Source organism: Vibrio limimangrovi, assembly GCF_054064025.1.
The window spans coordinates 20,379-45,240 of sequence record NZ_JBSUGF010000008.1 but is presented as its reverse complement, the minus strand read 5'-3'; the positions used below and the strand labels follow the sequence as shown (position 1 = coordinate 45,240).

Annotated in this window: 17 protein-coding genes and 1 pseudogene; 9 read left to right on the top strand and 9 right to left on the bottom strand. The window is 43.6% G+C overall.

The genetic code is table 11. The features are described 5' to 3' along the window. Nucleotides 1–267 precede the first annotated feature (267 nt). The 6 genes from ACWYU8_RS10965 to ACWYU8_RS10940 all read right to left on the bottom strand — a co-directional run bounded on the left by ACWYU8_RS10965 (nucleotide 268) and on the right by ACWYU8_RS10940 (nucleotide 6,776). Nucleotides 268–1,854, bottom strand: a complete 1,587-nt coding sequence (locus ACWYU8_RS10965; protein WP_457519607.1) for a diguanylate cyclase — start codon at nucleotides 1,852–1,854, stop codon at nucleotides 268–270. Next, complete coding sequence (locus tag ACWYU8_RS10960; RefSeq protein WP_457519606.1) at nucleotides 1,817–2,260, bottom strand: hypothetical protein; 444 nt, start codon at nucleotides 2,258–2,260, stop codon at nucleotides 1,817–1,819. Before ACWYU8_RS10960 ends, ACWYU8_RS10965 begins: the two co-directional genes overlap by 38 nt. A gap of 5 nt (nucleotides 2,261–2,265) precedes the next feature. Then, on the bottom strand, nucleotides 2,266–3,471 hold the full coding sequence (locus tag ACWYU8_RS10955; RefSeq protein ID WP_457519605.1) for a hypothetical protein: 1,206 nt from the start codon (nucleotides 3,469–3,471) through the stop codon (nucleotides 2,266–2,268). 264 nt (nucleotides 3,472–3,735) lie between these two features. Then, nucleotides 3,736–4,800, bottom strand: a complete 1,065-nt coding sequence (locus tag ACWYU8_RS10950) for a S8 family serine peptidase (RefSeq protein WP_457519604.1) — start codon at nucleotides 4,798–4,800, stop codon at nucleotides 3,736–3,738. Nucleotides 4,801–4,901: 101 nt separating this feature from the next. Next, a complete protein-coding gene (locus ACWYU8_RS10945; RefSeq protein ID WP_457519603.1) occupies nucleotides 4,902–6,269 on the bottom strand; it encodes a nucleobase:cation symporter-2 family protein in 1,368 nt (455 codons plus the stop codon). A gap of 36 nt (nucleotides 6,270–6,305) precedes the next feature. Next, a complete protein-coding gene (locus ACWYU8_RS10940) occupies nucleotides 6,306–6,776 on the bottom strand; it encodes a nucleoside deaminase (protein WP_457519602.1) in 471 nt (156 codons plus the stop codon). Between the two features lie 139 nt (nucleotides 6,777–6,915). Here ACWYU8_RS10940 and ACWYU8_RS10935 point away from each other — a divergent pair, with 139 nt between their 5' ends. Then, entirely contained in the window at nucleotides 6,916–7,824 is a 909-nt protein-coding gene (locus ACWYU8_RS10935; protein WP_457519601.1) for a LysR family transcriptional regulator, read from the top strand. Nucleotides 7,825–8,000: 176 nt separating this feature from the next. Here ACWYU8_RS10935 and ACWYU8_RS10930 read toward each other — a convergent pair. Then, a pseudogene (locus tag ACWYU8_RS10930) lies at nucleotides 8,001–8,148 on the bottom strand (IS110 family transposase); the annotation flags it as partial. A 346-nt stretch (nucleotides 8,149–8,494) separates the two neighbouring features. Between ACWYU8_RS10930 and ACWYU8_RS10925 the strand changes: the two are divergent. Continuing rightward, nucleotides 8,495–11,140 carry a S8 family serine peptidase gene (locus tag ACWYU8_RS10925; RefSeq protein WP_457519600.1) on the top strand — a complete coding sequence of 882 codons (2,646 nt, stop codon included), beginning with the start codon at nucleotides 8,495–8,497 and terminating at the stop codon, nucleotides 11,138–11,140. A gap of 503 nt (nucleotides 11,141–11,643) precedes the next feature. Here the strand turns inward: ACWYU8_RS10925 and ACWYU8_RS10920 are convergent. Then, nucleotides 11,644–12,771, bottom strand: a complete 1,128-nt coding sequence (locus ACWYU8_RS10920) for an HNH endonuclease (protein WP_457519599.1) — start codon at nucleotides 12,769–12,771, stop codon at nucleotides 11,644–11,646. Between the two features lie 3 nt (nucleotides 12,772–12,774). Then, the gene (locus ACWYU8_RS10915) at nucleotides 12,775–13,389 is read right to left on the bottom strand and encodes a class I SAM-dependent methyltransferase (protein ID WP_457520181.1); all 615 of its coding nucleotides are present in this window, start codon (nucleotides 13,387–13,389) and stop codon (nucleotides 12,775–12,777) included. Between the two features lie 678 nt (nucleotides 13,390–14,067). Here ACWYU8_RS10915 and ACWYU8_RS10910 point away from each other — a divergent pair. From ACWYU8_RS10910 to cas2, 7 genes are read left to right on the top strand one after another with little or no spacing between them, the layout of a single operon-like run. After that, nucleotides 14,068–15,702, top strand: a complete 1,635-nt coding sequence (locus tag ACWYU8_RS10910) for a hypothetical protein (RefSeq protein WP_457519598.1) — start codon at nucleotides 14,068–14,070, stop codon at nucleotides 15,700–15,702. Further along, complete coding sequence (locus ACWYU8_RS10905; RefSeq protein ID WP_457519597.1) at nucleotides 15,680–17,551, top strand: RAMP superfamily CRISPR-associated protein; 1,872 nt, start codon at nucleotides 15,680–15,682, stop codon at nucleotides 17,549–17,551. The genes ACWYU8_RS10910 and ACWYU8_RS10905 overlap by 23 nt, the downstream gene beginning before the upstream one ends. Continuing rightward, nucleotides 17,548–18,984, top strand: coding sequence for an RAMP superfamily CRISPR-associated protein (locus ACWYU8_RS10900; protein ID WP_457519596.1), 1,437 nt, complete (start codon nucleotides 17,548–17,550; stop codon nucleotides 18,982–18,984). Before ACWYU8_RS10905 ends, ACWYU8_RS10900 begins: the two co-directional genes overlap by 4 nt. Continuing rightward, nucleotides 18,977–21,148: a TIGR03986 family type III CRISPR-associated RAMP protein gene (locus tag ACWYU8_RS10895; RefSeq protein ID WP_457519595.1), complete on the top strand. Its 2,172-nt coding sequence runs from the start codon at nucleotides 18,977–18,979 to the stop codon at nucleotides 21,146–21,148. Before ACWYU8_RS10900 ends, ACWYU8_RS10895 begins: the two co-directional genes overlap by 8 nt. Before the next feature lie 11 nt (nucleotides 21,149–21,159). Continuing rightward, on the top strand, nucleotides 21,160–21,708 hold the full coding sequence (locus ACWYU8_RS10890) for a 3'-5' exoribonuclease domain-containing protein (RefSeq protein ID WP_457519594.1): 549 nt from the start codon (nucleotides 21,160–21,162) through the stop codon (nucleotides 21,706–21,708). 7 nt (nucleotides 21,709–21,715) lie between these two features. Further along, on the top strand, nucleotides 21,716–24,541 hold the full coding sequence (cas1, locus tag ACWYU8_RS10885; protein ID WP_457519593.1) for a CRISPR-associated endonuclease Cas1: 2,826 nt from the start codon (nucleotides 21,716–21,718) through the stop codon (nucleotides 24,539–24,541). After that, a complete protein-coding gene (gene cas2 / locus ACWYU8_RS10880; RefSeq protein WP_457519592.1) occupies nucleotides 24,538–24,813 on the top strand; it encodes a CRISPR-associated endonuclease Cas2 in 276 nt (91 codons plus the stop codon). Before cas1 ends, cas2 begins: the two co-directional genes overlap by 4 nt. The last annotated feature ends 49 nt before the right edge of the window (nucleotides 24,814–24,862 follow it).

Sequence of the window (24,862 nt, the reverse complement as noted above, 5' to 3'; positions counted from 1 at the left end):
AATCCCTGCCACACAATTGAATAGCCGAAAGCTATGCAATAGCTCATTTTTACCAAAAAGCCTTTCGCATATTGCACCAATTTGATGCACTTATGCTGCAATATGTCCCGATATAGTGACCAACTATAAAAGACATTCATCTAACGTCATTTTCAGGAATCTAAATTTGAGTTCGTCCCAAACATCTCTAGCTAGCTGGGAAAAATGAATAACCCCAAGCATCTGGCTTGGGGTTCTGTGTAGGGAGAAGATACGTAACGGTATCGGCTAAATTGGTAAGTCATCCACGATGGTGCCGTTTTTCCCTTCACGTTTGACCCGGTACATCATCTGATCGGCTCGGACAAGTAACTTCTCGACATCATAGCCCGAATTTAATGATGTACTGACACCAATGCTGGCTCCAACGGAAACGGACAGGTCATCATTGATTTCAATACGTTGGGTAAAAGCATGTTCGATATCCATCAGAATATTAGGCAAAATAGACAAGTCCATCAATTTGATGGCAACCACAAACTCATCTCCGCCCCAACGAGCGATCACGTCATTTGGACGTGAAATACTTCTTAAGCGAGAGCTCAATTCCTTCAACACGATATCGCCAGCTTCATGCCCGTGCTCATCATTCACGATCTTAAAATCATTCAAATCGAGCCAAATCATCACCAGATGCGCGCCTTTTCTCTGGGCTTGGGTACACAGTTCTTTAAAACGAGCATCCCCGCCACGTCGGTTATAAATCCCAGTCAAGGCATCGTGAGTGGCGTTGTAAACAAACGTTTTTTCTTTGTGGGCGCGATCTGAAATATCGTACACCACCAGCTCAATAAATCGTTCTAACTCTCGGTTGCGCCGATGCGCTACGCGAGAACATATCACCCTTAACCACACATCTTCTTTGTTATGTAAACGGAAATCTTTAAACGAACTGGTGCTTTCTTCACGCACTTCTTTCAGCAATGACTCAAACTCTTCCTTATCGTCAAACAGCTCTGGTAGTACAACTTGGCCCTGCAAAGACTCATCGTACTGAAAAGTCGATTTAAACGACTGGTTTGCCAGATAGATTTGATTATTGTCATCAATGAGCGCAATACCCGCATGGGAGTGTTCAAAGATGATTCGAAACTGACGTTCCAACTGAATAATTTGCTCATTTTTCTCTGCTTCACTGAGATAAAAATGCCGGATCCGATTCATCAAAGTTTCTGTATTTTTGGCGAGAAAGCCGATTTCATCACGAGATGGAATTTGAATAGCATGCTCTGATTGACCACTATCAACAGGAAGATGTCGAATTTGCTCGATAAGTAGATTGAGCGGACGCGAGATAAGCTGACGAAAAATGACGAACACACAGAATAGGATCGTCCCCAACAAGAACGATTGCCAAATAACCAGTGAGGTCCCTCGGTCCCGAGCCTGCTGGTGAATAAAAGAGCGATTAAGAAACACCTCAAGCATGCCTATTTTTGCATCACCAAATGGAGGGGTGAGTATTTCTAATAAGTCACTCTGGTCTCGGGGGATGTTCCCCTTAACAATGAGAATGTCATTATCGACACTAAAGCGCACTCCCTGAATTTCCGGGTTAACAACAAGGCTGGAAGCCACATCCAAGGCCAATTCAGTATCCGACAAATACGCCGCCATAGAAGCGTTGTACTTGATCATCATCACCAGTCTATGCACTCGCTCCTTGGCCAGTTGCTGCACTTCGCCATAGGTATACTGGTAACTGATAAAACTAGTGATAGGAATAAAAATGATCGCAACAGCGAGAATCGCTGCCATCAGTTTGAACCCAAGACGGCTATTGATCCATTGATACAACGAAAACAACTTTGACATCGTTATTCCCCTCTCCATAGCTGCCCTTGGGGACATAACCAATCGCGTTTGAGTTATTCGCCACCAGTTTGACGATATCTTGCTCTTGAGGTACCTGCATCGGGGGCGTTGCACGGCCACTAAACATCAGCCTCGCCCAATACGCATTCACTTCCGTCAGAGACATATCCACCAGAGAATGATAAAACGCTTTACGGACCTCAGACGAACTTGGCGCATCCAGTTTCACCACTGCACCACCACTTGGAAAATATGGCGTACGTCCCATGAACAGATCAATGAGCTGGTGTTTAGTGAGCGTATTAAGTGGGTTTTCCTTATTGACGATAACAACCAAATCCTGGCTCCACCCCTTTAATGGAATGCTGCTTAAGATGATGAGTAGTAGAGTGAGATATTTTTTCATTGGCATCAAAATATAAAATTCACACCCAGGGTGAATACGTTTATTTGCTCGTCACTCGTACTATCACTACCTTCCCATAACACAGATTTACCCGCCGACACCCAACTATGATCCCATTGACCTTTTATGGCAACATTTGTCGCCACATCCCAACGAATACCCAGTGAAGCCGAACTTTGCTCAACGTCACTTTCGCTCAGACCTATCTGTAGGTAATGACGCAGAGGCTCAGGCAACTGAGGATTCGCATATTCGGGAGAATGCGTCGAGTGCGCGTGAGCGACTAACCCATAAAAAGCAATATTATCGAAACGTTTGACAACGCCAGTATAAGCAGCAAAAGAAGGTAATATCGTGGCTAAATCAAGCTCCATATAAGAGGCTTCTGCCAACCATTTCCAAGTTGCATTTCGATACTCAAATCCGGTGGTAAAGTATTGTATCGGCGAGCGATCAAGTGCGAACTGAGCCATAGTTTCAGGCATTCCTGGCAAATGAGAATTTTCTGCAAGGAAACTTCTTAAATCCACGCCAGAACTGCGGGCAGATGCCAGCTCTGTCCAGGCGTACCCGGCTCTATAAGTGAAACCACCATTTTCATAACGAAATGAAGCGCCTGTAAAAGGAACCAGCTCAAACTCAGACTCGCCAGTCTCGTATTTGAAGGTACTGCCCGAACGTCCATAGAAAACTTTTGCAGAAAAGTGACCATTTTGAAGCGAGCGGCGATACAGAATCTCTGCACCATCATAATGATAAAAAGGAATCGTACCGTAGAATTCAACGGGCGGGCGCACCCAATCGTAGGCGTAGCTGATATTCCCAACGTCACCAATGAGCGTTAAATCACTGCCAATTCGTCCAGCGCGTACATTCCAAGTGTTATTGAAATCATAGCTGAGGTATCCCCAGGTTAGAGCTTCATCTAAACTGTTGTTTACCCTGTCTTTAGCTACGATTTGTACGGAGGCTTTCAATGCATCTGTGATCTGTATGTCGGTCTGTAATCCGATGAGAGAGTCTTGACTTAAGCTGAACTGTCGGGTTTTACCTTCTTGTGTGATATCACGACGAAAGCCTAACGTTGTTGAATCAGAATAGGCTCCGCTTAACGTTCCAAAACCTCGAAACTCCACCATATCAGTACCGGAATAGCCTAGAGATGGGACTATCAATGCCCCAAGTAGCAATCCCCGTAACGGTAACGTCATGGTCACTCCCTTATCCCATTAGAACCACTTTCAAACCTCAAATCGGTCAGACATACCATTCTATAAGTATCGGTTATAAAAAAACCACAAATAGTACATTAGTTTATGCAAATTTAAAGAGTGTCAACCTGATATAAATACAATTTTTGTACAATTATTCAGGTGACTGCCTTGCGTTATGGCGTGAAAACTGATGAAACAAGAAAACCCCAAGTATCGCTACTGGGGTTTTCTGCGTGATATTAAAGAAATGGATTTAACTCATTAAAAAGACACGACTACCACATTCGAGCATTTACCCGTACCACCAGCTTCACAAACCTCATAAGTATATTCAGCGCCGCCTTTACCTATGTTGGCATCGGTGTAAGTACCACCAGATACTCCAGGAGCGATATTCGCACCATTTCGGTAAATATCCACGCTCATTTCTGGATCGTCCCAACTCAGATCAACATTGTGCCAACCACGAGAGACGTATTGATTCTCAACAGAAGCTACTTTTCTTCCGGACAAACGCTCGGTAATGGTTTGAACTTTCACACCATCGGCTTCAGCAGTATCCTCATAAGTGCCGCTCACTGTACCCGCACCAAATATTTCACTGCTGGCTACCGTGGTTTGCTCCGTAACGGAAGATGCACTAAACGTGGTATCTGTATCCATATTCGAATATGAGGAACCAAATTCGTTATAGGCGATGACTTGATAACTGTAAGAGGTATCAGGAGCTAAACCCGTATCACTGTAGGAAGTGACATTTGCCCCAGCAGTAGCAAGATACTCACTATTACGCTCTATACGGAACTCTTGTTCATTGCCCGAGTTATCTTCCCACTCAAGCAGAATTTCTGTATCGGAGACAGCCGTCGCAGAGAGTGCGCTTGGTGCAGCGGGTGCCGTGGTGGGTTCTTGAACCGCATTGAAGGCATTAAGAATGCCGCCGGTAACGGTTTTCCCAGACAAAGACGACAGCGGCCGCGTCGTGCTCAAGATACGGTTCTTAATCTCTGCGTAGCCCCACCCTGAATGCTCGCTTGCTATCAATACTGCAACACCAGCAACATGAGGCGCAGCCATGGAAGTGCCAGACGCTAATTCATATTTCCCGGTTATCGTATATGTGCTTACGATATCTTCGCCCGGAGCCCCGAGATCAACATCAATGCTGCCATAGTTTGAAAAAGAGGACAGACCGTCGTTTGCATTCGTTGAAGCGACCGAAATGATATTAGGTAAATCAAATGATGAAGGATAATCGGGTGTCGAACCGTTATTGCTACCACTATTCCCCGCGGCAGCAACAAATAAGTGGCCACTTTTTGCCAATAGCACCTTTTAGGAGTGTTTTGATTTTTATTTGTAACGGTTTATTAAAGGCCAAGGCTGGGTAAACCAGCCTTGATTTAAGAACTTGAAACCACTTTACTTTAGAGTGCAAGCTTCTTATCTAGTCCGTTGAGTAGGAAGTTCAGAATGATGGCGGTCAGCGCTCCCATAATCACAGGGGATTTGAAGAACAGTTGCGACCAATCAGGCATGAAAGCGAAATAGTCTGGTTTTAGAATTGCGATCATCGCCATTGAAACACTGAGGCCAACAACGACAAAGTTATTGTAACTAGTTTCAAAGTCGATCTTACTCAACGTCTTGATACCCACCACAACTAAGCTACCAAACATCATAAAGCCCGCCCCACCAATTACCGCTTTAGGAATCGAAGACACAATCGCCGCCATCCATGGTGACATCCCAAGAAAGATTAGAAACAAACCCGCCAAAGCAACGACCCAACGGCTTTTAACCTGCGTGATACTTACTAACGCTACATTCTCTGAAAACGCAGTGTAGTGGAAAGAATTCAACATACCACCAATAACACTGGAAAGACCGTCAGCTCTTATCAGTCTGGAAATTTTTTCTGCATCAGGTTTTTTACCTACCATCTCACCAATCACAATGGCATCACCGACCGATTCAACCCAAGTAATCGAGATCACCAGAATCATGGTCAGAATCGGCACTAAATGAAATGTCGGCGTACCAAAATAGAAGGGTTCAACCAGAGCAAAACTCTCTGCACTCGCAGCACTGGATATGTCCAGCATCCCCACGGAAGCTGCAATACAAACACCCGAAACAATACCGATTAAAACGGAAATATTGCGAATAAACCCCTTACCAAATATGTTTGCCGCAATAATGATACCGAGCACAGTAAAAGCCATTGCAATGTATTTAGGCTCACCAGCATCTGCAACATAGCCTCCTGCAGAGTATTGGATGGCAACAGGTAAAAGACTCAGTCCGATAACTGTCAGAACCGAACCCACTACAACCGGTGGGAAAGCGCGCACCATATAACGACCAAAGGGTGCCATGGCAATACCAAACAGTCCGGAAACAATCACAGCTCCGTAAACTGCTCGTAAACCATCTTCAACGCCACCTGCTGCCAGTGTGGGATCACTGGCGATAGCGATGGCCGGAGAAATACAGGCAAAAGTTAACCCCTGCATCATCGGCATCCGGCTACCGAATCGCCAAATCCCTACAGTCTGGATTAGAGTAGCGATACCACAAGTAATCAAATCAGCCTGAATAAGATAAGCAATCTGCTGCTGGGACAGACCAAGCGCAGCGCCAATAATAAATGGCACAGCAATAGCGCCGGTGTACATCACCATCACATGCTGAAGAGCGAGCAGTATTAATCGAGATAGCGCTGGCACTTCATCAACGGGATGGATCTCTTTGTTAACGTCTTGGACGCATTTATCATCAAAAATAGCAGTCATATCGGTTTTCCCCCGTTTGTCACCAAATATGTCTACTTACCAAAACCCAATATGGTCTGCGGCAATTTCTTCTTCCAATTGAGCATACGGCCCGCGGACTTCAACCTTGCGTTGTCCGGCAATAAATACATCCCGACAAGCCAGATCTAAAGTTAGGTTTTCCGGGTTATCTCCCGTCAGCTCGGCGAGGCGTTTTTCTGTCAGGCCGAAAACCACGCTACCGATGCCCGCCCAATAAATTGAACCAGAACACATACAGCAAGGTTCAACAGAAGTTACTAGCGTGCACTGCTCGAGAAATTCCGGTTCGTATTGGCGCGAAGCAAGACGAGCAACGTTAGATTCAGCATGGCCAACGCCCTTGTCTTGTTTATAAGTGTTACCAGAGCGAATCAGAGTTTCGCCATCTGGGCCAATCAGCATCGCACCAAAAGGATGATTACCACTCTCCACGCTCTCTTTCGCTAACTTAATCGTGATCTTCAAATGTTCAATATCGTTTTTCATAAGCAACTCCGTTTGTTTATGCCTTGGGATCCTTTTCCTGATGAACACTATAAGAGAGAGTTACTGTTGTTTAAACTAGAACGTTTAGTTAACTGTGTGCTAAAATTTAGAACACTCATTCCTCTTCTAGTCATTAACCATGTCCGCTTTAAGCAAAGAAATTCGCTCATTCGTTGTCATTGCAGATGAAAGATCTGTGCGAAAAGCAGCAGAAAAACTGCACATCGCAGCATCTGCTCTCAGCCGTCAGATGAATATTCTTGAAGAAGATTTCGGAACTCAGCTTTTGCTTCGGCTACCTAATGGCATTGAACTCACAGAACAAGGGCAAGCGTTGTACAAGAAAGCCCGAGAATGGATTGCAGAAGAGAATCGTTTTCGCAGAAACTTAAAAGAACAACACCGACCGCATTTAATTCAGCTCCGAATCGGTGCGGTTGAGTGTCTAAGTAACAGCGTTTTGCCGAAACTTTACCACACACTCGCATCCAAATTCGGCAACGTAAGAATTCACTTCAAGACAGGAGATACACAGTCGCTGACTGATTTGTTGCTGAGCAATCAACTGGATTTCATCATTGCATTTAACGTCGTCAGAAATGAAAAAATCCATTTTGCTGCGAGGAAAAAGTGCAAGATTGGTCTTGTTCACCTTCCCGATCTGATAGATAAAGATATCCAATCCATAGAACTGCAAGAGTGCCTCAAATGGCCACTCTGTTTTCCGGACATGAATTTATCTGTTCATACTCGTCTCTACTCGGAGATTCTAAGGCAAAACAGTAGCTTCGATATCGTTTCCACAAGTAGTTCATTTAACTTACTTGCCAATCTGGTTCGGGATGGGGTGGGCGTCAGCTTTATGACTTGGTATGACATTGAAAAGCAAGTGAATGACGGTGAGTTGGCGTTCACGCCACTGAAAGATAAACGTCTGGTAGAAGAACTTTGTGTATGCTTGCCATCGGCGATCAGAATGAATGATCAAACCAGTTCCGTGATTGAAAGTATTCTTGAAGTGACTCAGTTTGATAAAACATCAACTTGATCGTCCAACTTTTAGTTAGTCATAATGCTCACTTGTACCTACCCTTTGTACCAGTAGCTAGCTATGCCAGAAACAACTAAGCCCTTAATTCACTTACTTTAATTTCATGCCAAAGTCTCGTTGCAAAACCAATAACTGGCGCAAGTACAATAACTCCCTACTCAACGCTTTGGGGTGACTGACGGTTTCATTTTAGCCAAAAGTTCTTTTACTTTTTGCCGACTCATAGCTTTATTACTGAGAAGTTCAGCATGAATGCTTATATGACAAACCCGCAATGTGTTTTTTTACTAGAGCAATACCTACGATTTTTTTAGTCAGCATAGTGAAATCCTTTTTGTTAAATATCTCGCTAAAGTGTAGCTCGACCGAAAGATGAGTGGATTCCAATACCAACAACTTTAATAGACATGCTGGCTGATCCTACTTTCATTTGGTTGTAATTTGTTACACCAAAGTTAGTAGAGAGGTGCGTTCATTACATTAAAGCAACATATTGCAATCACTATCGAGCTCTGTGATAACGCTCATTTTGTTACGTCATAACACTACGTATTTATTTCCAATGCATTGAATGGCTTAGCATATCGCCTTAGCATAAAAATAGACTTTGGTGTGAAAATTACGCCCAGGTCTCAAAATTACGACAACTAATGGATTAGGAAAATAAATGGAAAGTCTTAGTTTTAAAGCTAGCTTAGCGAGTTGTATAGCTGCACTATCTTGTTGCTCAACAACAGCATTAGCGAATCAAATAGCCAGTGATAGTAGTGTAAAAGATCGCTATATCATCGAGTTTAAAGGTAAGTCACTTGCTGATGTTATCGATGCGAATGAAAGCTCTCTCCTAGAAGCTATACAAGAAGAACAAAACGCTTTTCGTAACGAAGCGAAGAAAAAGAAACTTAATTTTAAAGAATATTCAAAATTTAACCGATTGGTAAATGGTGTTTCAATTGAAGCCAATTCTGAAACGATTAAGGCTATTGAAAAGTTGTCAATGGTAAAAGCTATTCACCCTGAATACGTGTACTACTCAGGCGAAGAAATCGAAGAAGCTGTACCTGATGCTACCCGTGAAACCATAACGGTAACCAACCTTACGGGTGTTCCAGAGGCTCATGCTGCAGGTTTTACCGGTAAAGGTATTACTGCCTGTGTAGTGGATTCTGGTATTGATACCGAACATCCGGCATTCGCTGGTAAAATTTTAAGTGGTTATGACTTTGCCGAAGAAGATTCTGACTACTCAGACTCTGGCTACCATGGTACCCATGTCGCGGGTATTCTTGCTGGTAATGGTCCTAATATGGTGGGTGTAGCGCCCGATGCTAAATTACGTATTTATAAAGTATTTGGCGGTGAATACGGGGGCTATACATCAACGATTTTGAATGCGCTAGAGCAAGCTGTTACTGATGATTGTGATGTCGTAAACATGAGTTTAGGCTCAATGGCTGGTGGTGTTATTCAAAAGTCGATTTTACCTAAAGCGGTTGATAAATTAGCGGTAAAAGGTATAGCGCCGGTCATATCTATTGGTAATGCGTCAGCAGGTCCTTTCCTTCCTGCAGCTCCAGCAATTGCGAAAAAGTCGACAGCGGTAGCGTCTGCTATTGGTAGCTACTATGACGCGGCATTAGCGTTTAAAGTAGATGACGTAAAGGTACCATTTGTTATTGCAAATAATTCAGCTGCTCCTCTAGGTGGTGAAAGCGAAGTTATTAACTATGGCGCATTCGACTGTGATGTTGAACCTGTTGGTCCTTTTGAAGGCAAAACAGTACTAGTTAAAAAGCCGAAAGGATCTATTCCTTATTCATGTACCTCTAAGCAGGCTGCTTTGTTTGCAAGGGAAGGTGCTGGGGCAATTATTTGGTGGGATGAACCGCTGTATGATACAGACTTTTGGTTGTATCGTTGGGCCAGCAATATGATTCCATATAAACAAAATCTATCGATTCCCGTTGCGAAGATCAGACCTATTGATGTACCAGCATTAGAGGCCAAAATTGAAGCTGGAGACACAACGGTGATTTGGGGTGACTATGTATCTATAGATAACCCTCAGGCCAATACTCCCTCAATTACATCGACTTGGGGTCCTACGCACGAGTTAGACTTCAAGCCGGAAGTAATGGCTCCGGGAGAACGAATTTATTCTGCGATGCCAAGCCAGTATGCTCATTACGGCTTTTTAACCGGAACATCAATGGCTTCACCCCATGTAGCAGGTATTACAGCATTAATGAAGTCGGCAAATCCAAAACTTAATCCCGGCGATATTCGTAACATCCTTATGAACACTGCACAGCCACAAGTCATTGGTTGGACTGGTGAAGTTGGACCAGCATCAACAGCATTGCAAGGCGCTGGTATGGTCAACGCTATTCAAGCTTTGACAACAGAAGTTACTGCGTTACCTGCTAAATTTGCTATCGGTGATTTGAACGGACATAGCTTTGATGGGTCAATTGAGCTAAATAACGAATCTGATCAAACATTAACGTTCAATGTTCATCATGAAGCAGCATTAACCGCAGCGCCACCTATGACTCAGCGATGGATTGCAAGGAAAGAAGCTGCTGAAGTAACGTTTAACGTTGATCAAATTGAAGTATCTGCAAGTGGTAACGGTACAGTCTATTTTAGTATTACTGAGCCTACAGAAGTGCCAGACGGTTCAGTGATTTCAGGTTGGATCGTATTTGATGCAGTTGAGACGGGGCAAATCATTCGTGTTCCTTATTTAGGTCTGAAAGGTGACTATCACGCCTTACCTGTAGAAAATGAGACAATGACCGAAATTAACCCAAGCATGAGCTCATTCTTTACGCGTCCAGAAGCAATTCCAAATTGTTCTGGTCCGGCTTGGAATCAATCTCCATGTTGTAGCCAAGCTGATATTGCAGGCTCTTGTGGGCCATCATATGGTGCAGATGTACCTGTAACTTTAGACTTTACTAATGACAGTGCAAAAGACGATATGGTGTTTATGGGGATGTCACAAGCCTTCCCTATGTTGCGAAAATTTAGAGCAAAAGTGCTAAACCACAATGGCAAGACTATTGCTCATCTAGGTTGGCGCAGCATGCCTGAAGGCGTTACGATGGAAGATGTTCAGTACATGGTACGTACTAGTGGTGCAGGTACCGGTTTAGAGTTCGGTATTTGGGATGGCAAACTCGAAGATGGAACCGATGCTCCAGCAGGAGAGTACATCATCAAGCTAGAATTCCATAAGTTACTTGGTGAAAACGACATGTCACCAGACATCGAAACTTGGGAATCGCATCCAATCACATTGAAAAGGTAATTACCTTTAAGCTGTGAAAACGCCCGTGAATTAGCGGGCGTTTTTATTAATGACCCCAAAAATGAGGCGTGACTCAAACGTGGATTTACCAATAAAACTCATACTCGATAAATGTTCCGATGACCTTTCATGCATCTCGACTGACGTACTACCCAATGGTAGTTATCTGAGAGACTTAGCTCGAAAGCCCAGATAGCAACACCGTAGCTTCCATTATCTGACAAACATCATTCTCGAGATCACAAGGAATAATTCTTACCGACAATTGTTCGTCAAAGTAAAATGGTGGCAAAACAGTCTAAAAACTCGTTACTTTATATGTGGCTGGTGGACTCATTGGATGTATGACGATCAACACCTCAAGAAGTTACGACCATGTTTTGTAAAAAACAGAAAGTGGGCTTTTATCTAAAACCCCACTCCTCTCTATCAGCAAATAAAATTCTTAAGACACCACTGTCTCTTCGGTAAACGAGTTATCGCTATGAACACATAGTAAGTACTTAGCTACCTTTAAATAATTGTTCCCGATGATAACCAAGATATGACTTATGCTCACTTAAAATGTTGAATGACATATCTTCTCGCAATCCTATCACTTCAGGTGCTTCGAGATAATCTGATATGAGAACCTTGCCTCTATCATCAAAAGAAATAAAACCAATATCAAAAGCCTTATCTAGGTTAGCTAAAAGCAATAGTCCGTTAAACTTGTCCAGCCTTTCCTTATTGCTGGAATCACGCCAAGGCTTGATATGAGAAGCCAACAACATTTGTGTGTTTCTATATCCGGTGACAGCGCACCCGCCCCACATTTGAATTAACTTTGACCTAAACTGCCCTTGACCCATTCTCGTATTTACTAGAATCGTTTTTTCTGTTTCCGATAATGTCTTGTCCGACATGACTTGCTTAATATCAGCATTAATATCGATTTGAGATAAGTCAGCGAGAAACTTGTGGTAATGAGAGAGCGCGGCACTGTACATCCCTTTCCCTTTCGCGTCGCGAACTTGAAAAGCCTCTAACCTCCTTACCTTTTTTTCGTAATCAAGAAATTTTCGGTATGAATTAATATTGGTTAGTGGTTCATCAATTTCCCCTGCCTCAATTAACCAATTAGACATTGAGCCACGAATAGCTCCAAGGTAGTTAACCGCTGTCTTCTCAGACTTTCCGATATCTACTAACCATTGGCGAAAGAGCGATGCTAAATCTGAAAGGTTTGAAACCAGTGCTTGTTTAAGCTCGTTAGAAACAATAGAGCTTTTCATATATGTAAACAGCTCTTCATCGATAGATGCATACGCTACGGCCTTTGATGAGTAACGGCTTGTGGTCGTTACGTCATATCCTTCATTGTAAGATAAGTGCCAAAAGCCTTCGCTTCTCAGATGGAAATAAGGGTTTTCCGGTGTATTTTTATCCGTATCTTGTGCAAAAGTGTTGAAGTGGCGAGTAAATTGGTCTTTAAGTATTTTATTGAATTTAATCTTATTAGAAACAATATGCCCTGCTTGGATAAGATCCATTACGGTTAACAGCATGCATACTTTATGAGGGCTCTTTTTACCACCAGTACTATTCATTTTTAAATTTTGGAAACGTTCTAAATAATACTCAAGCGCCATCGTTTACCTTCCAACGTTAATAACGTTGCTGCTTTCTAAAATAACGGTTTGCCACGTAATCTCTGTTCGCATTAGTGAGTCTTCACCGTCAGCTATATAGCAAACAGAGAGACCTAGGCTTCTACCTACCTTTTCTATTTCAGTCACAGATACACCGTATGTCTTTCTTCCATCGCTAAAACTTCCATGACGCAGCGTAATAACCAATTTTCCTTTTTCAGTTAATAGTTGCGACAAAGACTTCATAGATTCGACCTTCTGAGCAGTATTTAAGTGCATCCAAACTGCAGACAACAAAATAAGGTCGTACTGGTGCGGTAATTCACAAACACTGACCAAATCAGGCAGTGAGTCCTCTACCCATAAAAGTTGTTCCGAGGAGTTTGAGATAGCTAATTGACGAAGAGCACTAGCAGGCTCAACAGCAACAACAAAGCAACCGTGCTTAGAAAACCACTGAGCGTCTCGCCCAGAACCAGCGCCAACATCGAGAACATTCGCGCCTTTTTCTGGCCAATACTGTTTCCATGAATTGTGTACAGACTCAAATGAAAGAGAGTCGTATTGCTCTGCTAACTCAACAGCATTTTTATTGTAATAAGAGATATTAACCGACATAAACCAAGCCATCGTACACCACTCTATGATGATAATTAGCTTGGTTGCATAAGGCGATTAAGTATTAAGAAATAATGAGTTATTGTGACTTTTGTCACAATAAGTTATCGAGATAGGTTGCGCTACGTAGTGACTTTCTGATTTTCAGACACAAAAAAAGAGTGAGAACGTCAAACGACCATATTAAGCATATGAATTTAAAAGAAAATATATCAATTTTTAAATTTTCTTACACGCCATTTTATACAATTTCATTTCTGTTATGGCGTTCACATTTATCGCTTAATAACCTATCGAGACCACCATCTCCTCTGCTTTTAAGTTCGACTTATCACCGGACTCATAGGACAGGTTGCAAGTGCTTACTGTAACTATAAATCAGAGATGTTTGTTCCGTAGAATTCTTTATCTTTTGGTCAGACTAAACACTTTACTAAGCGACTTTACAATACTGAAACATCATCGCCAAACAAACAACTGTAAACAGCACAACTAAGCTGTGCATCTAATATCTCTCACACTACACAATATAAATAGTTACACTATTTATTGATAATATAGCCCTCACCTTCTTCTTAGGATGGTCTCCTCTTTATCATATATATTCGTGTTTTGAGGTTTTTATATCTAGATTTAATGAATACTTATCAAGTGACCGAGCTGAGGAGAAGGAAGCCAATGCCCGAAACGTTGGAATATATTTATATATCTGGGGTAAACCTAAATAGCGTGCTATTCGACACAACAAAGGTGAGTGTCACCAGAGGCGCAAGTTTTACGCTAAAAGAGGCGATAGATGGAATAGCCACAAAATATGAGGACACTTTAAAGCCTATTTCAACTGGCGCGTCAGAAGGGATATTTCAAATCAGACTAAACAATAGCCAGCCCTCAAACACTCAAAAGTTAATAGATGACATTACAGATGACCTTAATCAAGGCTTTACTGTGTTGGGTGACGCTCTACCCACTCAGTTTTTTACCTTTGTTGTTCACCACACTTCACAGCAATCATTCGATCGAGCGAAAGAAATCTTACTCGCGAAATCCCGTATTGCACAGCAAACAAGCTTACGACTTTCGCCGAAAGTTACGCAGCAAACATCCCATCAAATCTGTGAGTTAAGTGGCTTATACCCAACAGAACATAATCAATCGACTAGCCCTTCTGTTGAAACACGCCGGAGAATTGGCATCGACAAGCGCCAATCATTTTATTTCAAAGAACTCTCGCACCTACCAGAACACTCACGCTTCAAACATACGTTGAAAGATAAACTTTCGGATATCAACAAGTCCATTTCGTTTACCGATGACCTTGAAACACTTGCCAGTATTGCCAACACCCCTTTGAAAGGAAAAATCGCGCTTTTCTATAGCGATGGCAACAAGTTTGGTCAAATACAGAAAGAACTCATTGATAGTGCTCAAGACAAAATTCAGGCTCAAGTACACTTCGACAAACAAGTTAAAACCTATCGTACTGAGTTCCTAGCTGCATTGATAGAAAAAGTAGAAGAGCATGTTAGAACATTTAACTCAGATACTAATGTGACGTTGCCATTAGAAGTACTCATGTGGGGTGGAGACGAATTCTATATAGTAGTGCCTGCCGAGTTGGGGTTCGAAGTACTAAATTTGTTTTACGAGCAATCAGCTAATTGGTGCATTACCAGCCATGAAAAGTCAATATCGCTAACGCATGCATCAGGACTGGTATTTTGCAATGCTAAAACCCCCTTGCTTGCAATACAAAGGCTCGCACACGAATTGGCCGAAGAAGCCAAAAACTGGCTGAGTGGAAGCCAGGCTCGTTCCAACCTTTTCTACGCAACTGTACTTGAATCAATCGACTACCCCACCGAAGACATACGCACTTTTTGGAAAGCACATTACAACAAAGAACTTGGCACTGCTCGATCACCGCTCAAACCTAAAGGTTCTGAATGGTTGGAATCCATCCGCCTAATCAAATCAGCGCTTCCCCGCGCGCAACTCTATCAAATAGTACACGCCGCACTCAGAACCTCCTCATCACATAACCACTTTGATACACAACTCGAACGCTTTATGAAAGTGCATGAGGTATCAAACGCCAATGCATTGATTGACTACGTCAAATCAGCGTTTGAAGTGGTTAGAAATAACGAAGATGACATAGCTAAAGACATTGCAACTCATAAAGAGCGCTCAGATGACGTAGCAAGTGATAGCAGCGAGACATTTACCGACCAAGCCTTGCCTTGGTTAAATCTGATCGAGTTTTGGGACTATCTGCCGGAGGGAAACCATGAGAACCAAACTAAGAGTTAAACTTGAGATTCAGGCTCCAGTTTTAAGTCAAAAACCCGGCGTTCTAGCCTTTGGTACAGATGCCGGCATCATCGACAGAAATGGTAAACAGTGCTTACCAGGCACGCTTATCAAAGGAGCTATTCGCCATGTCTTTAACGATTTTATCCACATCCTTGGCGACGAAGACACCACATTACGGACACACTCAACGCAGTGGTTTGGTAAAACCAGTGAAGAAGGTAGCTTTTTACCACAAAGAGCCACACTAACTTTCGGTCATCACTGGGTAGCAAGTAAAACCATCGGTGACAATGCAAGTGACCACCGCCGAAATCGTATCGCTATTGGCGAAAATGGTGCTGTGCAAACAGGTAGTCTGCTTATCATAGATACGCCCTACCCAACTGGCGAGCTGATCGAATTTGTTGGTCATGTTGTACTGAAGCATAAAGATGAAGAAGAGCTCGATCTGTGCATCAAGTGGTTGAACAAAGCACTGGACTTCTTACCGGCCATCGGTGCATATAAAAGCATTGGATTTGGTAACATCCGTAACACTGAAATCCAAAAAGTGGGGTTCGAAACGACTTCAGCTGAATCGATACCAATCGAACCTAACACCACACGTATAGGTTTCATGTACTTGCCGCAATCACCATTTTGTATAGCCAAACCGCATCTACCAAACTCAAACCGTTTTGAGGCACTAGAAGACATCAGTGGCAACAGCTTAAAGGCTCTGTTTGCCGAACGAATTAGAGAACAATACCCAGAAAGTGCGAGCGATCATTTAAACCGCATTGGATTTGATGATTGGGTATTCACTCAAGCAAAACCCGTTAAAAGGGAAAGCCAAGTATCAGCGAAGCCTTACGTCCGACAATGCAGCATTTTTAAAGGCCAAGGCATCGATGTAAAACTGGATTCTAACTGGTTTGATGCTGCTGGTGTAAAGTATAACGAACTCCCCTTCGTTAAAACGGCAAACGGTGAAGAAACATTACTTTTCCCAACATTCAGTGTTGATTGGAAATATGCTGACGACCAAGCCATTAATACCTTGATCGGTGCAAGCCCTGACGCACCCAATAAGTTGCTACAACTTCATACCGCCATCCATGCCGAAACCGGACAAAGCGAAGACGAAGGATTGTATTCGATGGAGCTTATTGACCCGGAAGGGTTTGTTTGGCTTGGAGATATAGATCTTTCCCTGTTATCTCAACAGGAACTCGAGCTTGCCATCGAACAAATAGAACAGATAATTCAGGCCCCTCTCTGGGGGTTAGGCAAAACGTCTGCCGCGGTCGAGTGCGCCGCGCTAGCATTACCCACATCAAGATTAGATACCCTTTCAGAATGCAACAAAAATACACATGATAATTCAGAAACAAGAACCGTGAGTCTTGTGCTGCAAACAGAAGCACAACTGTTTATTAATGCAAACTCCATCGCCCCAACCGCAGGCTCAATACAACTAGCAAAACTTTACGATGAATATTGGCAAAACGTATCAGGTAAAAAACTAACCTTATCAAGTTACTTTGCCGATCAAGCGCTACGTGGTGGTGCTTACCTTTATCATCGCTTTATTGGGAATGATAACCATGGTGAATACACACCCTATTGGATGACACAACCTGGCAGTGTATTCACCTTGAAGTATTCCTCTCACGATCACAACGACGTCGCACAACTCATTAACCACTGGCTCAAAGTAGGTTTACCGCTCCCTAACACAACATCGGACGATCCAAAAAACCGCCATTGGCGGCGTTCTCCCTACATCAATCGTAATGGCTTCGGGGAAGTTGCCTTACTGCGAGAGTTCAAAGGGGTACAACCAGTGGAAGGAGTTGAGATATGAGTGAAAAACACTATGCAAGAGTACGCTACACTCTAAAGTTCACAACGGAAAGTGATCTTCATATTGGTGATGGCACCACTAACATACAACATGCAACAAATCATACTGACAGTGATGGGGCCATTAACACTGAACCAGTCAACATTTCGACATTTGTGCGCGATAACAATGGCAATCCTTTTATTCCTTCAAGTACATTTCGCGGACTTCTATCAGCACACTTCCAAGGCCCAAACCATGAAGCCATTTTTGGTGCAGCAAAAGCCAAAGCAGAAGAAACGCAAACAACGGCCAGCCCTCTCCTAGTGTCCGACGGAATGAGCCGATCAGATTATACTCTCAGCAAACGAACGCGCACCGCAATCAATGACGTAACAGCCACAGCAAAAAGTGGCGCATTATACTGCGAAGAGATAGTTTACGCTGGTGCAGTATTTGAGTTTACCCTTGAGCTTGAAAAGCCCACTCAAAACATCATTAACCACTTTGACGCATTGTTAAACCACCTAGGAGAAGAACCCTTTCAACTAGGAAGAAACAAAACTACTGGCAATGGTAAAGGGCGCATCCACATTGTTTCTCGTCAAGGCATTACCTACACCGATTTAAAAACATGGCTTCTCAGTGATAGTGTTAGCTCACTAGAGTTCTCAGCGCTATTTAAAGAGCTCCCAGCCCCCGCTCAAGTCACGTATACCGCACGAAAAAAACCGATATGGAAACTACACGTAAAACCACTTGCTCCTATCCTGATTAACGATGCTGCCCGCACTCAATCCCAATCTGAAGACAACGAAGGGCCAGACCACAATTACATGCAAAGGGGCGATTGCCTTCTGATACCAGGAACAACATCAAAAGGCCTTTTTAGAGCACGCAGCCGAAAGATCACCTTGACCATTACCCGACAGAACATGCCATTAGAGCCCGAAAAGGCAACAGCAATAACCGACGCGCTTATAAGCGAAATGTATGGTGACCATACCCAAGCCTCATTAGTCAGCTTTAGCGATATTAAAGCAGAGCTAACACAGAAAAAAGAACATCATCAAACCTTCGTAGCCATAGACAGATTCACGGGTGGAGCGAAGAAAGGTGCCTTGTTCAACGCAACGTCTGCCTTAACTCAACCTTTTCAGCTGCATATTAGCGGAGGCTTCACACAGCCAGAACATCTGGCAATTTGGTATTTCACACTCAGAGACATCATGGAAGGCGATGTGACCTTCGGTTGGGGGCAAACCAAAGGGTACGGGCGTTTTGTCGCATCTAGCATATTTCCCGACAGCACAGTTATCGATAACTGGCAGGCATTAGTGGAAAAAGTAGGTAAAGCTAACCTAGAGGATTACTTCACTGCGCTGCTAGAGAAAGTAACAACTCGAGCCTCAAACGAATTGCCAACTGACTCGCCGGAGGAACAGCATGGTTAAACCTTTTTTCAATCCTTATCAATTTATTCCTCTGAACTCAGAGTCGTCGAGTATGCAACATGCTCAACAAACCGGTAACAAGGCCGAGACCGCACGGCACGACTATTGGGCACAAGAAGCATACAGTGGGCGCATATTGTGCGTACTAGAAAACGTAACACCTTTAGCTATCGCTGCCAGTTCCACTCAAGGTTCGGAAAACGAGTTTGGTTCGAATAGTCTATATATCAGCCCAATGCAAACAGACGACCGTGCTGAGTGGGTTTCGTTACCATCAACATCACTAAAAGGCATGACATCCGCAAACGTAGAAGCCATTAGCGACTCACCACTGCGTATACTCGAAGACAGTTTTTATTCAGTGCGCAGCCAGCCCCAACAAGCACTTTCTGCCGTTGGTCTTATTCGCCGCACACCAGATGGCAACCATTGGCAGTTACTGCCGTTAACACTACCCTCATTGACACGGAACAGAGATCCTAAGCTCAAACACTGGGTAGATTTTTTTGGTGACGACTACCCCCTAGAGCATGCATTTAAATGCTATTGCAATGAGAAACACAAAGATTCTTACCTATCTAACCTTCGTCAATTTTACTACAAAGCCGATAGCCAACTGCAGGGTAAAACCCTCAAAGATCTGCTTAAAGATAACGCACGTAATGGATCAAATTCATTCCTACACAGTTTAAAAACAAAGGAAAAAAGAAGAGGGAGAGAAGTAATTGACAGACATTTTTTTATTTTAGGACAACTAATGAAAGATGGATATGAGCCCCCTAAGGAAACCGATACCGTGGGTAATGTGAGGGGCATTCTACGTTGTGGATCCGTGAAATTTAATAGAAATCAAAACAAGTATGACTGGTTTATTCCATTTCCTGAATCTCACGAAACACGCAGTGACTGGCGCGATATCCCCCAAAATGTTGTGCAACAATTTAGTGCAGCAATGTTGCAATCAGAAGAAAGATCCAAAAACGTACCTTTACCCCATGGTTACAAACTGGAGCGAGATAACCTAAACCGACCCTTACCAATAGATGGCTCATTGGTGCTGTTTAATATCCATCATGGGCAAATATCCGAGATCAGTTATTCTCAAGTGTGGCGAAAAACGCTCTCCAACACAGCTCATGATTTGTTCCCTAGCAGCTACCTACCAGAAAGAAACGACAATCTCCTTAGCCCAGCAGAAGCGCTTTTTGGTCATCTGAACAAAGATGAAGGGTTAAAGGGACGCATCACATTTTCTGATGGTCTGGCCCAGTCCATGCCTTCGCTGTCTAAAGGCGTGGTTTTGAAAAAGCTCGACTCGCCCAAACCTCCAAGCCCTTCAATGTATTTTTCCGGTGCGACAGGGTATATCGCAAAAAACGATCTTGTTCAAAAAAAGCCTACCGCCAACGGACGTAAAGTGTATCTCCACCATGAACAAGAGTTTGAAAAGCATGGTTATGATAAAAGCGCAAATTGGCGTACTCGCCTGTTTGAACAATCAGATCGTGAACAACCAAAAAAAAATCAGCACCTTAAAACCAATTTGATTAACCCTGGAGCGAAATTTTACTACACTGTCGATTTTGAAAACTTAAACACTGCAGAGCTGACACTGTTAAAAACGGCGTTAGACCCCAATTCCGCCCTTACCGATCATGAACTCAAGCCCGAAGAGAAGGCATTGGTCAAATTGGGGCTGGGAAAACCATTGGGGCTAGGTTCGGCAAAAAACACCATCATTGCGACATTTTTTATCGATAGGCAACAACGTTATAGTAACCACGCCTTTGAAAACACTCATCGATTTAGCCAGTTTTCGCCAGGGGATGGACTCGGTGATAGTGACTGGCCTAGCGCATTCCCTAGCGAAGCAAAAGCGGTCAGCGAAACAGCGTCAATTCAATGGCAAATTGACGACCGACTTTTAAATCAGGATGCCTTACAAATCCATTTAGCGGTGGTGACATTAAAAAATCAGGATGTAAGTACGCCAATTCATTACCCAATAGACGCTAGAGGGAATCACGCGGAAAAGGAGCTATTCAAGTGGTTCGTCAATAACGACAATCGTAATAACGCTAATCGCCAGTACCTAAAACCGCTAACAAAGGATGGTGCAGAAACATTGATACCCAACACACCACCACCGAAAAAACATCGTTAATAAGGACTCCAATGCAACTCTATTTCGATACCGAATTTACCTCTTTGACACAACAAGCAAGGCTACTTAGCCTCGCTTTTGTGGACCAAAACGGGCGCGAGTTCTATGCAGAGGTAGCCAGTGAACAAACTTCGGCGTTTGACCCTTGGATTCGTGAGCATGTGATCTCAAACATGTACTGGCTGAAAGACCCAGATCAAAAAACCTTTGAGGCACAGCAACCCACCTCATACCGCACCGAGGTTTACCATAACGTGCAAACGATCGCCACGCAGTTAACCCAATGGCTTTCCGTATACGACCGTACTGAGATTTGGGCAGATTGTCCTGCTTACGATTGGGTGTTGCTCTGTGAGCTTTTTGGTGGCTCGCTCAATCTACCAAAAAACGTCAACTATAAAGTCTTTGATCTGGCGACACTGCTTCGTGTGAAAGGGCTCGACCCTGACATCGAAAGACTTGCACTGCTGCCCGATAACCAGCACCCGTCTGGCGTGCTGCATAACGCCATGTACGATGCAAAGCTGCTAAAAGCATGTGTGAATTTAATATTGGACTAATAATACTATGGATGTAGCCCCTCTTCGCCCATTATTACCGATAAAAGGAATCAGTGTTACTTTGCGCTGGCTAAGTGACACAAATATCAAACCTTTTCACCAACCAGCATTAAGTGCTTTCTTACGCTCATTGATCGAAGCAAAAACCGCTTTCAATGAGTGCTTGGTTATCGATTGCCCCGAATCTCCTCGCATACACTACAAAGCGGGGGATTACTATCGGTTTAATGTCATTGCCTTTTCCCCTGCTGACAATTCGCTCTATCATTTGATGGAACAGCTAGCATCTCTGCCTCTTGGTGCACCAAGAAAAGGCCCCAAACTTCCTTTCCGCGATAATCTGACAGTGATTTCTATCAACGACATGTTCACTGACCAACCTATTGAGGACTTTTTCCAACTTTCAGAATACGATGAAGATACCCTCTTAACAGAAGCATCTCTTTGGCAGTATCAGTCATTTAGAATTGAGTGGTTAAGCCCCGCAAGGTTGACTCGCCAAAAAAGCATAAAGGACCAAAGCAAAGGGAAAGCTCGTTATTGCAGAGACAGACAACATCTCGATGCGTCACTGTTTGTTGAACGAGTATACAACGCCATCAGCAATTTGACGCGGCAGATAGGCGCAGACTCCCCCTACCAAATACCCTATCCACTTCCCTCAAGCACACAGCACAGTGAGTGTTTCTGGGTGGACGTAAACTACACCGACGGCAACGGCAAAAACAACAAAATGGGCGGACTGCTCGGCAGTATACCTTTCGAAGGAATTTCAGACGACTGGTTACCCTTTCTTGTCTTGGGTCAATACCTTGGAATAGGTGCACGCCGCTCTTTTGGTTGGGGACGCTATATATTGATAACACACGACGATGCCATAAGCTTTCGTAGGCCATTAGCCGCACACTCCATATTGAGTGAACTCAGAGATGACAATTTACTTGAGGACGCGTGGCTTCATATGCGGCAAGGAAAAACCACCACCCCCATAGAATTAAAAGAATCGGTAACATCACAACTCGAAAAAATAAAAAACAATGCTAACCGCTTGTTGAACAATGAGTACACACCACCTGTGTTAACCCGCTTTGCGCTCAATAAAGAGGGAAAAGAGAGCCGCGAGTTATTGGTTGCGCCCATAGAGGACAGGGCACTTCAACGCGCCGTAGCCAAAATACTGACACCAATATGCGAGTCTCTCTTTTGTCATCACAGTTACGGATACCGACCGGGACGTTCTCGTCTTACAGCGCGCGACAGGATCAGCCACCTTATTCGTAAAGGGCACAAATGGATAGTGGAAGCTGACATCCGACGTTTCTTCGATACTGTCGACCATAAAAAATTAAGATCGCGAGTCAACGGAATATTCCATGATGAGCAGCTAACACAATCTATCATGGCATGGATGAGCGCCCCCATTGACGGAGAAAAAAATCCAACGCCACGACAAATAGGACTGCCTCAAGGAAGCCCACTTAGCCCACTTATGGCTAACTTGCTTCTAGATGACTTTGATAATGACATGGAAAACCAAGGCTTCCAGTGTATTCGTTATGCAGACGACTTTGTCATCTTGTGTAAAAGCCAAGCCAGCGCAGAGCGAGGTCTCAATGCCGCGAGAGCTTCACTTATAGAGCATGGGTTTCAACTCAATCAGAATAAGACTCGCATCCTCCCTGCCGAGAAAGGCTTTCACTTTCTCGGTTACCTTTTCCTTAATGATCTCGCAATTGAACAAGAAAAGCCGTCCTCTTCATATCAGCGAACCGATACAACCTTGCAGCCCAAACCAAGAGTCGATGATGTACCTCCTTCCATATCTTTACCTCATTCGCACAACAACAACAACACTTTTACTCCCCATGCGAGAATGGTGTGCATCGCAGGTGAGAGAAGCGTATTGCGATGCGACCACCAGAGGCTTGATATAAAAAGGGACAAAGAACTGCTTGCTAGTGTTCCTTGGCGACAAGTTCGCTCATTGATTATTTTCGGTAATCATCACATCACCACACCTGCAATCACGACCGCACTTAGGCACAACGTCGCCGTACACTTCGCGAGCACGATGGGCCAATATATAGGTACAGCAGGAAATGGCCGACCACCTCATGGCCCGTTGCTTTGGCAGAGACAAATTGAACAGTTCAACGATCCTGAAGTGGCGCTGACCTTAGCTAAACGATTAATGGTCGCCCGTATACGCAATCAACGTGAAGTGCTAAGAAAACGCAAGTGTGATATCTCTGCATTACAGGGGATCGAAGATGAAATTATTAGAGCGGATAACAGCCAAACGCTCAATGGTATAGAGGGAAATGCCTCACACATATACTTTCAAAGTTTCACAACCCTGCTGCCTGAGTGGGCAAACTTTGACGGTAGAAATCGCCGGCCTCCTCTCGATCCGTTTAACTCGCTTTTGTCTCTCGGTTACACGCTATTGTTTGGTTATTGTGACAGCATCGCCAGAGCCGACGGTTTATATACCTGGCTCGGTTTCTACCATAAAGAGCGCTCGGGCCATGCGGCTTTGGCTTCTGATTTAATGGAACCGTTTCGCCACGAAGTCGAGAGACTAGCTGCCACTTTATTGGTGAAGAAACAACTCACTAATGCTCATTTCTTTACCCAATCTTCAGGCGCATGCTCATTAGAAAAGGAAGCAAGGAAATGGTATTTACAAAAACTCACCGCACAGTTTATGCGAGAAATAAAATCGAAGACCGATGGGCAAACTGGCACCTTCGTTGAGCATATTCACAGACAAAACTTAAGCCTCATCCGAGCAATGAGTAACGACACGCCCTTTGCTCCGTGGGAAATATGATGTTAGTCCTAGCTTGTTTTGATATTGAAGATGACAAAATCCGCCGTAAAGTCGGCAACAAACTGGGTGAATACGGCAATCGGGTCCAAAAATCAGTGTTTGAAGTAGTATTCAAACACAATAATGAAGCTTCTAGTGTTTTTGAAGAGCTTGACGCAATAGTGGAAGATGGCGATGACATAAGATTCTATCCATTGTGTGAACGTTGTATTCATAAAGCGATGGGGTCGATAGAAAAACCCGGTGATGCCAGTTCGCCCATCATTGTCTAAAATGCTAAGTTATTGATAACCTGTAAACAGGCTGATTCGTCCGGCGAAA